The organism is Alteromonas sp. S005 (genome assembly GCF_036864475.1).
In the GTDB taxonomy this organism is placed as follows: Bacteria; Pseudomonadota; Gammaproteobacteria; order Enterobacterales; family Alteromonadaceae; genus Alteromonas.
This window is the reverse complement of the sequence record NZ_JAZETN010000006.1, coordinates 156009-172954: the sequence shown is the minus strand read 5'-3', so window position 1 is coordinate 172954 and position 16946 is coordinate 156009. Positions and strand designations below refer to the sequence as shown.

Below are 16946 nucleotides of genomic sequence, written 5' to 3'. Positions count from 1 at the left end.
GTTTTTTGGCCTCTTAACTAAACGTAGAAAAAGTTTCGTTAACTCGCCTGCGCTCAACAAACGGCCGCTCGCAGACACATTAGCTAAATCAAAAGTATTTTATAAAGTACTTAGGTATTGTTTCAGCTATATGTCGGCACCCTATTTTGCCCAGTATGCTATCGTATTTACATAACTAATGGAAAGCACTTGAGCGCCATTCTACTCTTTCTGCACCAAATTAGTACGAAATAAAATCGTTTGCTGTAATAAAATTACAATACTGGTCCAATATTGTTACAATGGTTAATAGTGGTTCTGATATGACGAATATTAATGCGTCAAAAACACATAGTTGTAAAAGCACCAAACACCGCGCCTTTAATAGGCATGACTCTTGCTTACTTTTAGACAAACGTATTAGCTGTTTTTACTGTTCACGTAATAATTGGATCAGGCTAGTAAAACAACCAAGCTATCCACGGCGGCCTTCACTTTTCACCTAGAGATTACCTAAATGGACAATAGAGTAGAATCTAACAAAGCGATAAAAGCTCATCCGGTAGAACCTAATACCAACGGTGGTTTAGTTGTTAGAAACCAGAGCGGTTTTTCTACGATTTACAGACTTATTGATCTTTCCCTTGTTACCATTCTTTATTATTCATCTGCTGCGTATTACGGAAACCAGATAGACACGACAAGTCTTATCCTTTTATTTATCAATGTAATTTGCTTTCAAATTTCAGCAGAAGGCGTGGAGCTTTATCGGTCTTGGCGCGGTCATGGAACCCAGGAAATGCTTCGCGCAGCCGCAATTACTTGGATGTTGAGTATTCTGGGCACTATGACCATGGGATACTTCTTCGTTCAAGAAATTAAAACTCCGCCGCCTGCAATTTTACTGTGGTTCGCATCGTCGTTTGTTGTACTAATTATGTGGCGATTTGTTATGCGAAAATTTTTATTTCGCATTCGAAAAAGTGGTTTGAACTCACGTCGCTCTATAATAATAGGCGCTACTCAACTTGGCGCGAATGTCGCACTTCAGATACAACAAAATGAGCACTTGGGTATCAAGTTCAATGGCCTCTTCGATGACCGTGAGCCAGAGCGCCTTCCACACGAGATGCAAGGGGCTGTGTTAGGCAACATTGAAGCTGCGATAGAAATGGCAAAGCGCAATGAGGTTGATTACATCTACATTGCCCTTCCGATGAGTGCAGAAAACCGAATTCGCAGCATATTAGAGCAGTGTAGTGACACCACGGCAAACGTTTATGTTATTCCGAACTTCTTCATGTACAACCTACTAAATGCTCGCTGGCAAACAGTAGGTAACGTGCAAGCACTAAGTGTTTACGACACCCCGTTCCAAGGTGCGAGCGACGTTCTTAAGCGTTTTGAAGATATTGTTTTAAGTACTCTAATTTTAATGCTTATATCTGTTCCTATGTTAGCGATTGCAGCAGCAGTTAAGCTTACATCCAAAGGGCCCGTTATTTTTAAACAAAAGCGTTACGGGTTAGATGGTAAACAAATTACGGTGTACAAGTTCCGGTCTATGACCACGCAAGATAATGGTGCGGTTGTGAAACAAGCCACTAAAAACGATGCGCGTTTAACGAAGATTGGCGGTTTTTTAAGAAGAACGTCTTTGGATGAACTTCCACAGTTTATCAACGTTTTGCAAGGCCGTATGTCGATTGTAGGCCCTCGCCCACACGCAGTAGCCCATAACGAAGAATACCGCAAGATAATAACCGGCTATATGCTACGTCATAAGGTTAAGCCAGGAATTACAGGCTGGGCACAAGTGAATGGCCTACGCGGTGAAACGGAAACTACGAACAAGATGGTTCAGCGCGTAGAGTACGATTTAGATTACATACACCGCTGGTCTATTTGGTTTGATATCAAAATCGTATTTATGACTGTTTTCAATGGTTTTATTAATAAGAACGCCTATTAATAACGTTCACTAAAGTTCGACAAAAGCGGCACTTTGCCGCTTTTTTATTTCGAAACATTTTATAAATAGGTAAACGATAGCGAACAATATTCAAAAGAGCACGGCAGGAGTGTAAGCATGCTTCAGAATAGTTATTCATCCTTAGCGGCTTTTATGGTATTTAAAACCCTGATTTCAACTTTTTGTCTGGCTGTAGAGGCATGGTTAGCAACTATATAGCATTATCATACTCCCACTGATCTCTACATAGCTTATATTTAAAAAACTCTGCTTCTGTTTCCTTTAAAGCCGCTGACAAAGCGCTAATTTGGACTTCAATTTTCTCTTTAAATCCCAAAAGATTCCCAGCAAATAAATTGCTGTAGGCATTCAGCGTCTGCTTAAAGTCATCCGAAGAACGCTGCTCGGTTGTCTGTGAATAAGCATATGACCAACTATTGAATTGACTTAAACATCTTGTCCGTATTCCCCCGTCCACATTGCTAACGCCACTAAAGCCGCTCGTCAGTTCAGAAAGAATATTTAACCTGCGCTCAGCTTCATCCATAAGTGAAACACTTACTCCGCCAGACTTTAAAAAATGTAGGTCTTTAATCATTAGGAGCGAAGATAAGCGATAACGAACCTGATAAGCGTTTTTACATTTATTTTTACATGCCACGAAGTCAGAACGCGCTCTCTTTATTTGCATACTAAGCCGTTGCAAGTCTGCCGAATGACTGGAACCTGCGCGAACAGATGAGTTTAAGGCATTGCCTATAGATGAACCAACAGAGGCAGCAGCTAATTCCCCGACAGTAAAAAGTTGCATACCGAATTCATCTGAACTTTCAGATTTTCGCTCTAGGCTTTGATTAGTAATTTCATCCGGCTTTTTTGGGGCAAGTTTGAATTGCGCTATGGGGGTATATCCAGCACGTTTGAGCCAAATTACCTGTGAATTAAGGAGGGAGCCTCCCAAACCATATAAGGGAGAGATTTCCCTATCATCGGAATAACCAATAAGCCCAAGATTAGCCGCGACATTTTGTTTTGGATCTACTGAAAATACGGTATCCCAGAGCTCGTTCAACTTATCAAGGTTTATTCGTAATGGTTGTGCAAAAGACGATTCCCATTCAGTATAAGCATTTAAGTCTGTAGTAGGGATACTTTCTAGCCTTGAGACAACTTTATCTATTAAGCTTGTTAAATAGTATGCTGCATTTATCTGAATAAACTGTTTGACATCGTATTGAAAGCTGCGGTTTACACCTTCTGCATTAATACGTTTATATAGCTCTGATGTTTTATCATTTAGGGTGGTTATTTGATTTTTAATTTCTTCATCAGTTAATTCTCTGTGCTGGATTTGTTTTGCAATTTCTTTTCGCGTTTGCGAGTCACAATTTTCAGTAAAACAATTCCTCACACTGGGTTTTTCGAAAGCCTGCTCTATACTGGTGTTTTTTAAGTAAAACTGGTCAAAAAATGCGAACTCTATGAATTCGCGGCTCATCTCAGCTCCGTTTTTTCGGATAATTTCTTTGATCGTAGTATCTGCGCGCTGTAGAAATGAAACTCTCCAAGCTTGCCAAAATGCGTCATGATCAAAAGCCATTCGACAGAGTCTTTGCTGAGTTAAAGTGAAAGTCAGGTCTTTTTCCGAGCCTTCGCATAAAGCATATTTACTCACATACGTATTTTCGTGGAGCAATGAGTACCAACTCTTGTAATAGTCCGCTTGATGAAGGCTAAATTGCTCTTTTAACGCCCATAGGTTTAGAGCAAATGAAATACCTTCCAATGAAATAGGTATGGAACTAAGGACATCAACCCACCCCAACATTATTCTTTCATGTGTGGGGTACAGCAGATTATCAAGTACATCTTGTTTATTCAAATTCGCGATATCTTGACGGCGCATCCGTTCAGATTCTTTATATGCGTTTTTCATCATCCCCAGGAGTTGGAGGCTCATGGAATTGAGTTCCTGAACGTCATTCACCTCACTAAATGGGAAAGTTATAGTTTTAGCAGGAGGTATAGCATCTCGTTTTGTAATATGTCGATGGCTGCGTGGAGTTTGGTTTTTTTTGAGCATTTTTACCTCCCATCCGTATTTTACTTCTAGGAGTCTAGGATCGCTTTTTTTCAATAAGACTCGCTTTCCATAAATAGAATCGTTAAAAGAAATATAAGGATAGTCTGCGATATCTTCAGCTTGCGATTGAGCTAATTGCATAAACCTATCCATTCCCTCCAACTTTGCGAGATACAGATTTAAAGAAAAACCAAAGTTACTTACATAATCAGGCTTTTTTCCAAATTCAGAAATTTTAATAAGATGGAGAAATTCGTCTGTCTGTAAGGATGTAGTCCACTCTTTTCGTAGCACCCGAGAAAATGAGATTGTGGTAAATTTTTTGTTTCTAGAATCTACTAAGCGGTACTCTACATCTGCTTCTCTATAAAAAATTGCATTATCATCAGTGTGAAGTTTATAGACAAGGTGATTGACGAGGCGCTCCCCTAGCCTTTTTTCTTTAACGAATGCCATGATATTTTCCGCTTTGACATCTACGCGAAGTACCAATTTTTGTATCTCTTTAGAAGAACTACCTTGCCGTTTTTCGAATTTCTTTATTTCATTGAAAACTTCAATGTATTCGAAATTAGCTTTTCGATTAATTAAAGATTTTGTTGTTGAATTCCAATTCAAACCTGAAATAAAAATATTGGGGTTCTTAGAAAACTGCACGTAAGGGTTGTCAACGCTAATTAATTTTGCAGAAACGACCTGTTGAGTAGGAGTATCTCGTCGTACGCGTAAGCTTTCTTTTTTAACACGTTCCTGAATATCTTCGTTTAAATTTTGATGAGGTTTTTTACTTCCTGCTGTCAATGTCGTTTTGTTATTGGATAACATATTCACAGATGGTAAGGTGTACAACAACGAAGCACCATCGAATCTTGAGCTTTTGTTAGTTTGAAGTTTTTTGATAAGAACTAGCATAGTATTTCGGTGCTTATTGTTCCTGTCATTTATTATATTTTTCACATCATTTTTTATTCCCCAATATATTGGTACGCCTTCTTCCCGATTTAAAGTAAGAAAGCGCAGCACTGCATAGGGTAAATATTCTGAACTTTTATGTTCCTTGATAAGCTCGTGAAGAATCACTCTTTCTTTTTTCGCTACCTTTTGTTTTTGTCTAAAACTACTGGTTGTTAGGCTTTCTTTTGACACTAACTCACTGAGAATATCTTGGCTGGCGAGCGCTTTCTCATAAAGTTTTTGAGCCTCTGTACTTTCATCAGATAAAGCAACGTTGCAGAATAAACTCAGAACGATGAAGTGAAGAAGCATTTTAGAAAGGGGAAGTGCTTTAGTTTTGTGCATATAGAATTTCCAATGTCCGTATTGTATAGCCTCAAATAGGCATAGCTACGCATCCAATATCTTTACTGAGCTGCGCTTTGAATAGTATTTAAAGTCAACGAGTGATGCTATCTGCGAAACTTAATCCACTAACAAGTGCTTATACGTTTTTTATATAGTCAACAAAAGTTAGATTGAGCCTAAGCCTAACCCATATTGATCATTTTTTAACCTTAAATATGGATGAGTTAGCTTATTAATTTAAAAACCTTTATCTAATCAGTTAAATACGGACAACGAAGCGTAACTGTGAAAGTTAGATTTCGGCTTAAAACCACTGGGTATGAAGAATGAGTTTTAGAAGATGTGTTAGAAATTAAAACGAAAAAAGGCGAGCATCCTGCTCGCCTTTTCCCGAAAGAACTTAAGCTTAATTAGTTAATAATTAAGCTAATGCGCCTTTAGCCGCTTCGACTAGTGCGCTGAAAGCTGCTTTGTCATGTACTGCGATGTCGGCAAGGATCTTACGATCGATTTCAACAGACGCTTTCTTCAAACCGTTAATGAAACGGCTGTATGACATACCATTTTGACGAGCAGCAGCATTGATACGTGCAATCCATAGTTGACGGAATTGACGCTTGCGCTGACGACGGTCACGGTAAGCATATTGACCAGCTTTAGTTACAGCCTGTACCGCTACGCGATATACACGTGAACGTGCGCCGTAATAACCTTTTGCCTGCTTGAGGACTTTTTTGTGACGAGCACGTGCGATAGTGCCGCGTTTTACTCTAGCCATTAATCAGTCTCCTAAGTCTTATACGTAAGGCAACATGCGCTGAACCAATTTGGTATCAGAGTCATGAACCAGTTTTTTGCCACGAAGGTGACGTTTACGCTTAGAGCTCTTCTTAGTCAGAATGTGACGTAAGTGAGACTGTTTGCTTTTAAAGCGGCCAGAACCCGTTTTCTTAAAACGTTTGGCGGCACCGCTTACAGTTTTCATTTTAGGCATTGCTAAAACTCCGCATTGTTTAATATCGGTATTTTTCGTGTTGCAGTCACTTCATACCGGCTAATGTTTAGCAGCAAGGTGTTTAAGGGTGCAGATTCCTTAAAACTTTAGACCGTTACTACTTCTTATTTGGGGCTAGCACCATGATCATCTGACGGCCTTCCACACGACGTGGGAAAGACTCGCATGTAGCGATTTCTTCTAAATCCGTTTTAACGCGGTTTAGCAAATCGATACCGATGTCTTGGTGCGCCATTTCACGACCGCGGAAGCGGATCGTGACTTTGGCTTTGTCACCACCTTCAAGAAAGCGACGCAGGTTGCGCAGTTTTACCTGGTAATCGCCTTCATCAGTGCCAGGGCGAAATTTAATCTCCTTGACCTGAATTAGCTTCTGTTTTTTCTTCTGCTCTTTTTGAGCTTTACTTTTTTCGAAGAGGAATTTGCCATAGTCCATAACTTTACAGACTGGCGGCTCGGCATTCGGACTGATTTCTACTAGATCTAGGCTCGCTTCTTCAGCGGTACGCGTAGCTTCTGCTAGCGAAACCACACCAACCTGTTCACCGTCTTTGCCAATTAATCTTACTTCTCTGGCTTTAATCTCATCGTTAATGCGGGCTTTGTCGCCCTGAGCCTTGTTGTTAGCGCCTTTAATGTGCTATTCCTCCAAACATTTAATTCTTTTGTCTGCTTTTAGGTGATTCGTATGAATCTAAAAAATAAAAACTAAAAGCAGACACCTTGATGTGCATTATACACAAAATGCTCAACTATTTAATTGTCTTTTCTACAACTTCTTGTTGAGCCATGGCAATAAAGTCTTCCAGGCCCATTTTGCCTAGATCGTCGCCGCGGCGAGAGCGTACTGCTACTTCGCCCGCTTCCATTTCTTTATCGCCCACAACCAGCATATACGGAATACGCTTCAATGTGTGCTCGCGGATTTTAAAGCCGATTTTCTCATTACGCAAGTCAGACTTTGCTCTAAACCCTAAATCTTGCAGTTTTTTTACACAATCTGATGCATAGTCAGCCTGTTTATCGGTAATATTCATTACCACAACTTGCTGAGGTGCCAACCAAAGTGGGAAGAAACCTGCAAATTCTTCGGTCAAAATACCAATGAAGCGCTCTAGTGAACCCAAAATAGCACGGTGAATCATTACCGGTACTTTACGTTCGCCATCTTCAGCCACATAGGTTGAACCCAAACGACCAGGCATTGAGAAATCAAGCTGTACCGTTCCACACTGCCACGCACGGTCTAAGCAGTCGTGCAGCGTAAATTCAATTTTAGGGCCGTAGAACGCGCCTTCACCAGGCTGATAATCGAATTCGATATCGTTGGCTTTAAGTGCCTCTGCAAGCGCCGCTTCTGATTTATCCCAAATCTCATCCGCACCTACACGCTTTTCAGGGCGAGTAGACAGCTTAACTTTGATATTTTCAAAACCAAATGCCGCGTATGTCTCATACACCATCTTAATACAGCCACTTACCTCTTCTAGGATCTGTTCTTCTGTACAAAAAATATGAGCGTCGTCTTGCGTAAAGCCTCGCACACGCATTAAGCCGTGTAGCGCACCCGATGGTTCATTACGGTGACAGCAGCCAAACTCGGCCATACGAAGCGGTAAATCGCGGTACGATTTCAAGCCTTGGTTGAAAATTTGTACGTGGCCCGGGCAGTTCATAGGCTTAACCGCATATTCACGCTTTTCAGATTCGGTGGTGAACATGTTTTCTGCGTATTTGTCCCAGTGACCTGATTTTTCCCACAAAGAGCGGTCCATCATTAATGGGCCTTTTACTTCGTCGTAGCCGTATTCACGCAGTTTTTTACGCACAAAGCTTTCTAGCTCGGTGTAAATAGACCAGCCGTCGTTGTGCCAAAACACCATACCTGGCGCTTCTTCTTGCCAATGGAACAGGTTAAGGGCTTTACCAATTTTGCGGTGGTCGCGCTTTTCCGCTTCTTCTAAGCGCTGTAGGTAAGACTTAAGCTGTTTCTTGTCAGCCCACGCTGTGCCGTAAATACGCTGAAGCATTTTGTTGTCGCTGTCACCACGCCAGTAAGCACCCGCTACCTTCATGAGTTTGAAGTGGTGGCAGAACTTCATGTTCGGTACGTGCGGGCCACGACACATATCGGTGTATTCTTCGTGTTGATAAAGTGCTGGGCGGTCGTCCTTGCTGATGTTTTCATCAAGAATTTCCATTTTGTAGCTTTCACCGCGCGCTTCAAATGCATCGCGGGCTTCCTGCCAGCTAACTTTATTTTTAACCACGTTGTAATTGGTTTTAGCCAGCTCAAGCATGCGCTTTTCTAACTTAGCTAAATCTTCCTGGGTTAGGCTCTCTTCCATATCAACGTCATAGTAAAAACCGTTGTCGATAACTGGGCCGATAGCCATTTTGGTGTTAGGCCAAAGTTGTTTGATAGCGTGGCCTAACAAGTGCGCGCAACTGTGACGAAGAATTTCTAAACCTTCATCGTCTTTTGCAGTAATAATTTGAAGTTGTGCGTCTGCGTCAATCATATCAACAGCGTCTACAAGTTCGCCGTTTACTTTCCCCGCAATGGTTGCTTTGGCTAAACCAGGGCCAATATCGTTTGCAACATCTAGTACAGAAACAGGGTTATCGAAAGCGCGTTGGCTTCCATCAGGAAGGGTAATTACAGGCATTTTAATTCCTTTACAGTGGTGACGCCTACTCTGCGCCACATGCATTTATTTGATAAATTTAATCGTGCTCTTTAGCACTCGAAACTTGCTTAACTTATCCACGTTGGCGTAACAATAAAATACACGCGCTGCGCTTGTTTAATAAGCTTTTATGAATCAAGCCGTGTTAAAGCAAGTGGTGGATTATAACCAGTGTATGGTCAACTTCAATATTGAAAAGCCTTTATTCACTAATTAGTACGCCTTTGTCTATGTTGAATAGGTTTTTAATTAGATTTGGTATCGTAACTTATGCATTTCACCATTTTTAACCCATACTTTAGTTAAAGGCGATAACGGTGAATAAACTAAGTAGTTAAGCACGTTCCTGATCGTAATGGCGTTACAACCATCTCAGCTCTACTCGCCTTGAGTTTAAGTATTAAACCCAGCAGAGTGCGTAATATGTGGCATTTTATTAGCGAGCATATTTCAGACGAGACGCAGCAATTCTTTAGCTGCCAGAAAGCCGAGCGCGTGAGCGGCGGCGATACTCACGAAAGCTATATAATAAGAGATCAAACCCATAGGTACTTTGTTAAAACAAGGCGCTACGACGACACTCAGCAACTTTCCCATGAAGCTGAAGGGCTAACCGCTATTGCTAATACGCAAACCATTTCTACGCCACAGGTCATTTGTCACGGCATCACCGCCAAAGAATCGCCCAATATGGAATATTTGGTGCTTTCACACATTCGATTTGTTGAACCTGCCGCAAGAGATTATTTCGCTTTAGGACAAAAGCTTGCTGCACTGCATAGTGTTAATGCCTACACCAGCTATGGGTGGCCCCACGACAATTATATTGGCGCCAGTGTGCAAACCAATGGGCGCATGGCATCGTGGGCCGACTTTTTTGCAGAGAAACGCATTGGCAGTATGTTAGAGCGCTTGGCATTGAATGGCCTGTGGACAAAACAAAACGGTGATATTGATAATATCGTTACGAAAGTAAAACACCTTTTAAGCTTACATCAACCCTACCCTTCGCTACTTCATGGCGATTTATGGGCGGGTAACGCAGGCTTCAACAAAAAAGGGCCAGTTTTGTTCGACCCTGCCGTGTATGTTGGCGATGGGGAAACTGACCTTGCTATGGCTGAACTGTTTGGTGGTTTCCCTGATACCTTTTTCGATGGCTACCACCAGCACACGCCAATTGAAAAAAATTATGCTTTAAGAAAACCAATTTACCAGCTTTACCATATTTTAAATCACGGGTTATTATTCGGCGCGCACTATATTGCGCAAGCCGAACAAATATTAGAAGACATCTACAGGCACTAAAAAGCGCAGCACCCAAGCCTTAAAACCGCCAAACGATTTAAAATAGAGAGTAGCGTTTATTATGACAAATTCAGGCCCTGTTGCACTTATAACCGGGGCAGCTAAACGAATTGGCGCCGCCATGGCATGTAAGCTTCACAATGAAGGCTATCGCATTATCATTCATTACGGCCATTCTAAAGACGATGCCTTTGCGCTGGCTGAAAAGTTAAATAGTGTGCGAGCAGACTCTGCCACCTGCCTACAAGCCAACCTTTGCAATTCAGAAGAAGTAAACGCGCTAGCCCAAAAGACGCTAGATGTATGGGGTCAACTAGACGTGTTAGTAAACAATGCATCAAGTTTTTACCCTACGCCCGTGGGTGATATTTCAGAAGATGATTGGGATTCTCTAGTAGGAAGCAACGTAAAAGGGCCGCTGTTTTTATCACAAGCGCTAGCCCCCGCTTTAGAAGCGAATAAGGGTTGCATTATCAATATGGTCGACATGCATATCGACCGGCCACTCCCCAACCATAGCGTTTACTTAATTGCTAAGACGGGGCTTGCATCGCTTACCCAATCGTTAGCTATAGATTTGGCCCCTAGAGTACGTGTAAATGGTATCGCCCCTGGTGCCATTCTATGGCCAGAGCGAGAAATGGATGATGCAGAAAAAGACAAGCTGCTATCAAGTATTCCGTTGGGCGAACTAGGCACACCTGAAGACATTGCTAATACGCTGTTGTTTTTAGTGTCGGCGCCCTATATCACCGGGCAAATCATCTATGTTGACGGTGGCCGCGGCCTTCATACTGGCGCATCAGCATGAAAATTTCCCAAAATAAGCCTATTCAATTAATAAGCGCCCGTGGCAATGGGAATAAAAGCGCCCGCGGTTATCAGAATAAAAACGTGTGCGGCGTTGAAGATACAAATGGAAGAGGTGGTAGGTTCATAAAACTCTGCCGCATCAGCATTATCAGTGCTGGTTTGGTTACCTTGTTCGGGTGCTTTGGAGGCAGCACGGTAAAGCAGAGTATTGAAGATTATGCAGAACGACTTTCTAGAGTACTGGACACTCCCCTACCCGATACATTCAACGAAAAGATTACTACCCCACTTCCTAAACTGGCCGACTCAGCAACGCTAAAACACAACATAGAGGGTGTTAGCATTAACTTGCGCGAGTTTTATGCGCTGCAAGATTGTGAGTTAGGCACTGTGGTTGCCGAGCGCAATACATCGCTGGGAAAAAGCCAGTTGCCGTCACAAAGACTAGCTTATGAAAGTAAGCTGCTTAGCGTATTAAAAAGCTGTGAAGCAGCATTAGCGGAAGATGAAAGTGCTGCTGAAAGTGCAAATAAGAACGCGCTCAAAAACTCGGTTAAAAAAAATAATGCACTGGCCGAAACTATTGCTTCTTGGCGTGAACAAAAGTCAAAAGACTTCAGCAAAACCTGGGCGAACCTTATCCAAGGAAGCCAAGAATTGAGGTTGGCGCTGAATACTCCTGAACGACTGTTTTCCGTTGAAAATAATAAAGATGCCCTTTCAAGCGTTAATGCGCTGTTTTACCTAAGCAGCTTGAATAACATGCCATTTTCTTATGGCGAAACGGTACCAAAGCAAAGTGCTAAAGCGGTGACCTCCAATCAGAACCACGTAGGCGACCCTTCTGAAGGTTATAATGGTAGCGCCAGCGGCAAGGTCATTAGTGAGAGCTCAATTAATAGCAGCAAAAGCCTTATCGACAGCAGCGAGTTGGAACAACAGCTGCAAATTATACGTTCAGCGCGGTTACCCGCTACGCTGTGGCACACACAGCAAACGTTAACGCAAAACCTTTCATTACTCACTAACATGCTAACCACTGAACTTGATGCGATAAGCTGCCCAGAAGGCCGCGCTAGCGATAAAGCAAAAATCCTGCGCAATGTGTTTTATTTATTTTTTATTGAAGAAATACAGCCAGTAGGAAGCTTGGTAAACCAATATCATTACAAGCTAGTTCCCTTGTGGGAAGACTGGCTTAAACAACCGTCGTTACATGACGAGTTCAAGCGTTATATTAGACTTCAATCTCAAGATGGTTTTGATGAATACAGTCGCGCTATGAAAGCCCACGTTAACCTGTGGCAGGGTTTCCTCGGCAGATGTAACTTATCGCCCGTACCACCGGTCTAACATGACTTTGCATTAAAGGATATTTTCACCTGCCTCTGGGTCTCTCGACTTGCGGGCCTGCTCTCTTATTTCATGCGCTTCTGATGATACGTCATCTTCATTAAACGTTGGCTGCTGGCGATTTTCTGTTTGCTTATTACTTTTATGGCTATCGCCTTTGTTGCTATTATTTTGTTTTTGCTCGTTATCGTGCTCTGAAGTACCTGAAGGCTCAACTGTATAATCACCGGCGGCACTGTGACCTAAAGGGTTATTGCTTTTGCTCTTATTCATATTCCGGCCCTTTTCTTGGCTATTCATATTAGCAGCGTCTTCACTAACGTTAGTTCTTCCACTTTCAACGGTTGAATCATTAACATCGCCTTCATGAGAAGATTCTTTTCCACCAGAGAACCCTGTAGACACGCTTTCCTCGCCTTGTGCGCCATTTTCAAGGTTTTCTTCTTGGCGTTGCGAGCCTATCGGTTCGCTTTTTTCAACGCTAAGGTGCATACCCTCTGGGAATATTCGCTCTCGAGCATCATCCGGCATGCTGATATTCGCGTCTAAGAACGCTTGCGTGATATTACGCATTAGCACAGAAGCCATTTTAAGTACGCTGGTTTTCTCTACATCCACCCAAAAGTACACCTTTACGTTGTAGGTAGAAGCACCTAATTCATCAATAAGAATTTGCGGTTCAGGGTCGCTTAAAACATTGTCTTGTTCTGCTGTAACTTGTCGGGCAATTCGCTGTGCATCTTGTATGTCGGCGTCGTAACCTACCCCAATTACAAAGTGGCCTCGCATGAGCGGGTTAGCCGTTAAGTTCTTAATCACGCCTTTGTAAATGGTCGCGTTGGGTATTTGTATGTGGTTACCGTCGAAATCCACAAGCGTTGTCGCACGTGCCGTCACTTTCTGGATAATGCCGGTAAAGTCATTTATTTGTACAATATCGCCTATTCGAAACGGGCGTTGAATAGTAAGCAAAAGGCTTGAAATAAAGTTCTCTGCAATATCGCGAAATGCGAAGCCAAGAATAAGACCAACGACACCGGTACCGCTCACTATCGCAATGGCAAACCCAGTAAGCCCAGCTAAAAATAGAAAAAGATAAATACCGAGTAATATTAGAATTAAGCTTACGCTTCGTTGAATTACCGAGCGCAGAAGCGGAGATGTGGTTGTACGCGTTAACGGCTTAACTAAAACCTTTGCAATGTGTGGCGCCAAAAGAATGAACACCACCATAATAACTATGCCTAGCGCCATGCTTGGCAAACGATAAATAAAGCTATCCCACAGTTGCGAAAGCAACGACTGAGCGCTCGACAAGCTATTTATCGCACCGGCTTCGTCATCTTGCTGAAGCAGAGTTTGCATGAAGGGATTGCCTAGGGCATAACCGTGTAAATTCAGGGCTATGCCGTTTAAGTCTGATGCTACGATGCTTGAAAAGAAACTATTCTCTGAGTATTTATCTGCGATTATTGATAGCAAAGCTTGCAAAGCACTGAACATAACCCGACTCCTTGGTGTTCATGTGTGGATGTTATTAACAAAAGTTGTTACGAAGCAATAACTAAATAAGATCCCAACCCAATGGTGAACAAGAAACTTCCCCATATGGCATGCTCAATAACAACAACTGGGGTTGAGTTTGTTTGCATATACCTGTAGCCAAAGATAGCCCCACCAATCCACGAGACAATCACAGCGATCCAGTTCCCGTATACCAAATGAGCTAGCCCAAATAGAAAGGTACTTAGCACCCATCTAGCATATTTGGAAGGTAGAATACGTTTGTAACGATGGAAGAAATAGGTGCGAAAAATAATCTCTTGGGGGATCACCGAAACAATGGGATAAATCAGTAATGTTGCCACCCACATCCACGGCTGATTCATAGGCCAGTGCAAAAACAGTTCGGGTTTTAAGAAGTAAACCACAAGCGCAAGTAAGCTCGCCCAAGGTAAAAATAACCTGAGCGTACTTTTAAAATGTACTCGATAATCTTCCCAATGCCACAATTTAATACGCTTAAATTGCTTATCTGCTAACAAGACAGCTAAACAGCAAAGCCCCATTACCCCTAAAATCGGCATGAGATAATCTGCAAAATGCTTAATCCAGTAGAGAACAGCAAAAGGAATTGCTACAAATAGCAAGATCAATTCAGACCACAGCTTTGCCACAACTCACCTCTTTCTCTTGTTCATGCTGAACTCGCTGTAGGTTTCCCCATTTAAAAAGCCCATGTGGAGACGAAGCTAAGCCAACAAAATAATTACCAAACGATGACACTTTCGTGAATTTTCACAGTTAGTATGTATGAAATTGTAGTGCCAATTTGGGCGGCGTGAAGAAGAAATTAGATTCAACTTTAGCCCAATACAGTCAGTTATTTTTGTAACCCTTTATTGGCTTTACATTTTTTAAAGCAGGTTTATATAAATGAAGTTTGCAGAGCGAGAATTAGTAACGTATTTATTCAATTTTCACGTTCTTATTCTCAAATAATCTGGGACTTTCAGTGGAACAAATTGTTGGATTTCACGTTGTGTTTGTATATCGAACAAAAGTCGTGAAATAATTGCACAAGATGTATAAGGCGATACCAATGACAAAAAATAGCCCTAGCGACGTTTTACAACAGATTGAAAAGCATTATGCCGCGTTGTCCCCGTCGGGCAAATCTATCGCGCATTACATTCAGCAAAACCCTATCGCCGTACTTAGCCAGTCCACTTCATTTATTGCAGAAAAAACGGGAACCTCGAAAGCTACTGTAAGCCGGTTCTTTCGACAGCTGGGCTTTGAGTCGCATCAACAAGCGAAAGACGCGTTAGCACAACTGCGTGAGCAAGGCGTGCCTGTAGTAAACCCATCAAGCAGTGTTTTACAGCATGAAAGTGATAGTAAAAATTTAGCCAATACATTCGAAGGCACATCGTCCGAGGCATTAAGAGATATAGCTAAGCTACTTGCTTCAGCAGGTCAAATTACTTTAATTGGGTTTCGCAACGCTTACCCTATTGCCCTTCATTTTAGACAGCAGCTTAAGCAAATTAGGACGTCAGTTCGCGTACTGCCACAGCCCGGGCAGACCCTTAGCGAAGACCTTATCGACCTTACTGAGAACGACCTAGTGGTGCTTTTCGGCTTTCGCCGCAGGACCCGCCAATTCAAGTTTGTTCTAAACAGTATTAAACACTGCAAGACTGTGCTTATAACCGACCCTACCGGCCAAGGTTATCGCAGTGATGTAGACCACCTCCTTGTAACCCACATTGGCAGCGACTCTCCTTTTGATAGCTATGCCGCGCCAATGAGCTTAGTTGCATCCCTGTGCAACCTTACTTATGACGCGTTAGGCAGCAAGGCTGCAGACCGTGTTGATGCTATAACTGATATCTACATTCAAATGGATGAACTAGAAAGCCCTAAACGTTAACTCTTCACATAGCACACTTTTTAAGCAATACTATACAGACGGTCGTAGCATACAATTACGATTCCGCAAGCGAAAATGGAACTTTTTCGATAAAAAAAAGTATAAGTCTTAATGACTTTAATTTTACTGCAGTAAGCGTGTAGTTGAGGTGAAAATGGATAAAACGCAAGTAGTCATGGAAGAGGCTAACGGTGTACTAGACTTTTGGTTTGGTGAACTGTCACCTGAACAATGGTTTGAGAAAGATGCAGCTTTAGATAAAACCATCGCTTCACGGTTTTCTAAGCTGCGCGCAGCAGCAGCGCGCGGTGAACTCTGGCCTTGGCGCGCTACGGCAACAGGTCGCCTTGCCGAAATTATTCTTCTTGATCAATTTTCCCGAAATATTTATCGCAATCAGCCAGATGCGTTTAGTACTGACAGCATCGCTTTGATACTAGCTCAAGAAGCGGTAAGCGTAGAGGCTGACAAAATGCTCACCCCTCAGCAGCGTGCGTTTCTTTATATGCCTTTTATGCACAGTGAATCGTTAGCCATTCACGATGTGGCAATGGAACTCTTCTCTCAAGAAGGGCTTGAGCGGGAATACACTTTTGAAAAACGCCATCAGGCGGTCATTGAAAGGTTTGGACGCTACCCTCACCGAAACTCAGTGTTAGGCCGTGAATCTACAGCCGAAGAAGCAGCCTTTCTTAAAGAAAACCCTCAAGGTTTTTAGTTACCATCAAGGCTTTGAGCTACTCATTAACACAACTACGTATATCCCTAATTTATTTACACCATTTCAAAATGCCTCAGAGAAAACGCAGAGAAAAGCACATAGTTCGGTAAAGCTGCTTAACCGAAACCCGCCATAATCGTGCCTTGCTTTGCGTTTTTGATTACATCTTCTTTTATTCCCTATCAGTAATTTATTTCTATTGAAGCAAAAAGCAACGATCGTTTCTCTTGACTTTGTAGTGAAACAGTTGTTTCATGACAGAAAGACTAATAAA

The 16946-nt window shown here is 42.2% G+C and carries 13 protein-coding genes; 6 read left to right on the top strand and 7 right to left on the bottom strand.

Translation table 11 applies throughout. From position 1 onward, the window contains the following. The first annotated feature begins 496 nt into the window (after positions 1-496). Entirely contained in the window at positions 497-1951 is a 1455-nt protein-coding gene (locus tag V7R55_RS09900; RefSeq protein ID WP_150141227.1) for an undecaprenyl-phosphate glucose phosphotransferase, read from the top strand. A 211-nt stretch (positions 1952-2162) separates the two neighbouring features. Here V7R55_RS09900 and V7R55_RS09895 read toward each other — a convergent pair whose 3' ends face one another. From V7R55_RS09895 to thrS, 5 genes are all read right to left on the bottom strand, one after another. After that, a complete protein-coding gene (locus V7R55_RS09895) occupies positions 2163-5333 on the bottom strand; it encodes a hypothetical protein (protein WP_334059314.1) in 3171 nt (1056 codons plus the stop codon). Between the two features lie 424 nt (positions 5334-5757). Beyond that, positions 5758-6114 carry a 50S ribosomal protein L20 gene (rplT, locus tag V7R55_RS09890; RefSeq protein ID WP_012518092.1) on the bottom strand — a complete coding sequence of 119 codons (357 nt, stop codon included), beginning with the start codon at positions 6112-6114 and terminating at the stop codon, positions 5758-5760. Between the two features lie 18 nt (positions 6115-6132). After that, complete coding sequence (rpmI, locus tag V7R55_RS09885) at positions 6133-6330, bottom strand: 50S ribosomal protein L35 (protein WP_012518091.1); 198 nt, start codon at positions 6328-6330, stop codon at positions 6133-6135. A 118-nt stretch (positions 6331-6448) separates the two neighbouring features. Beyond that, positions 6449-6988 carry a translation initiation factor IF-3 gene (infC, locus tag V7R55_RS09880; RefSeq protein ID WP_333970078.1) on the bottom strand — a complete coding sequence of 180 codons (540 nt, stop codon included), beginning with the start codon at positions 6986-6988 and terminating at the stop codon, positions 6449-6451. A 115-nt stretch (positions 6989-7103) separates the two neighbouring features. Beyond that, on the bottom strand, positions 7104-9020 hold the full coding sequence (thrS, locus tag V7R55_RS09875) for a threonine--tRNA ligase (RefSeq protein WP_015066886.1): 1917 nt from the start codon (positions 9018-9020) through the stop codon (positions 7104-7106). A gap of 444 nt (positions 9021-9464) precedes the next feature. Between thrS and V7R55_RS09870 the strand changes: the two genes are divergently transcribed. From V7R55_RS09870 to V7R55_RS09860, 3 genes are all read left to right on the top strand, one after another. Beyond that, on the top strand, positions 9465-10349 hold the full coding sequence (locus V7R55_RS09870) for a fructosamine kinase family protein (protein WP_334059313.1): 885 nt from the start codon (positions 9465-9467) through the stop codon (positions 10347-10349). A gap of 61 nt (positions 10350-10410) precedes the next feature. Beyond that, entirely contained in the window at positions 10411-11160 is a 750-nt protein-coding gene (locus tag V7R55_RS09865) for a pteridine reductase (RefSeq protein ID WP_334059312.1), read from the top strand. Further along, entirely contained in the window at positions 11157-12515 is a 1359-nt protein-coding gene (locus tag V7R55_RS09860) for a DUF3080 family protein (protein ID WP_334059311.1), read from the top strand. Before V7R55_RS09865 ends, V7R55_RS09860 begins: the two co-directional genes overlap by 4 nt. Before the next feature lie 12 nt (positions 12516-12527). Here V7R55_RS09860 and V7R55_RS09855 read toward each other — a convergent pair whose 3' ends face one another. Both V7R55_RS09855 and V7R55_RS09850 read right to left on the bottom strand, forming a co-directional pair. Next, the gene (locus V7R55_RS09855; RefSeq protein WP_438823589.1) at positions 12528-13880 is read right to left on the bottom strand and encodes a mechanosensitive ion channel family protein; all 1353 of its coding nucleotides are present in this window, start codon (positions 13878-13880) and stop codon (positions 12528-12530) included. A gap of 185 nt (positions 13881-14065) precedes the next feature. Then, on the bottom strand, positions 14066-14692 hold the full coding sequence (locus V7R55_RS09850) for a CPBP family intramembrane glutamic endopeptidase (RefSeq protein ID WP_334059310.1): 627 nt from the start codon (positions 14690-14692) through the stop codon (positions 14066-14068). A 425-nt stretch (positions 14693-15117) separates the two neighbouring features. Between V7R55_RS09850 and V7R55_RS09845 the strand changes: the two genes are divergently transcribed. Both V7R55_RS09845 and V7R55_RS09840 read left to right on the top strand, forming a co-directional pair. Continuing rightward, entirely contained in the window at positions 15118-15951 is an 834-nt protein-coding gene (locus tag V7R55_RS09845) for a MurR/RpiR family transcriptional regulator (protein WP_334059309.1), read from the top strand. 154 nt (positions 15952-16105) lie between these two features. Then, complete coding sequence (locus V7R55_RS09840) at positions 16106-16669, top strand: DUF924 family protein (protein ID WP_334059308.1); 564 nt, start codon at positions 16106-16108, stop codon at positions 16667-16669. Positions 16670-16946 lie beyond the last annotated feature (277 nt).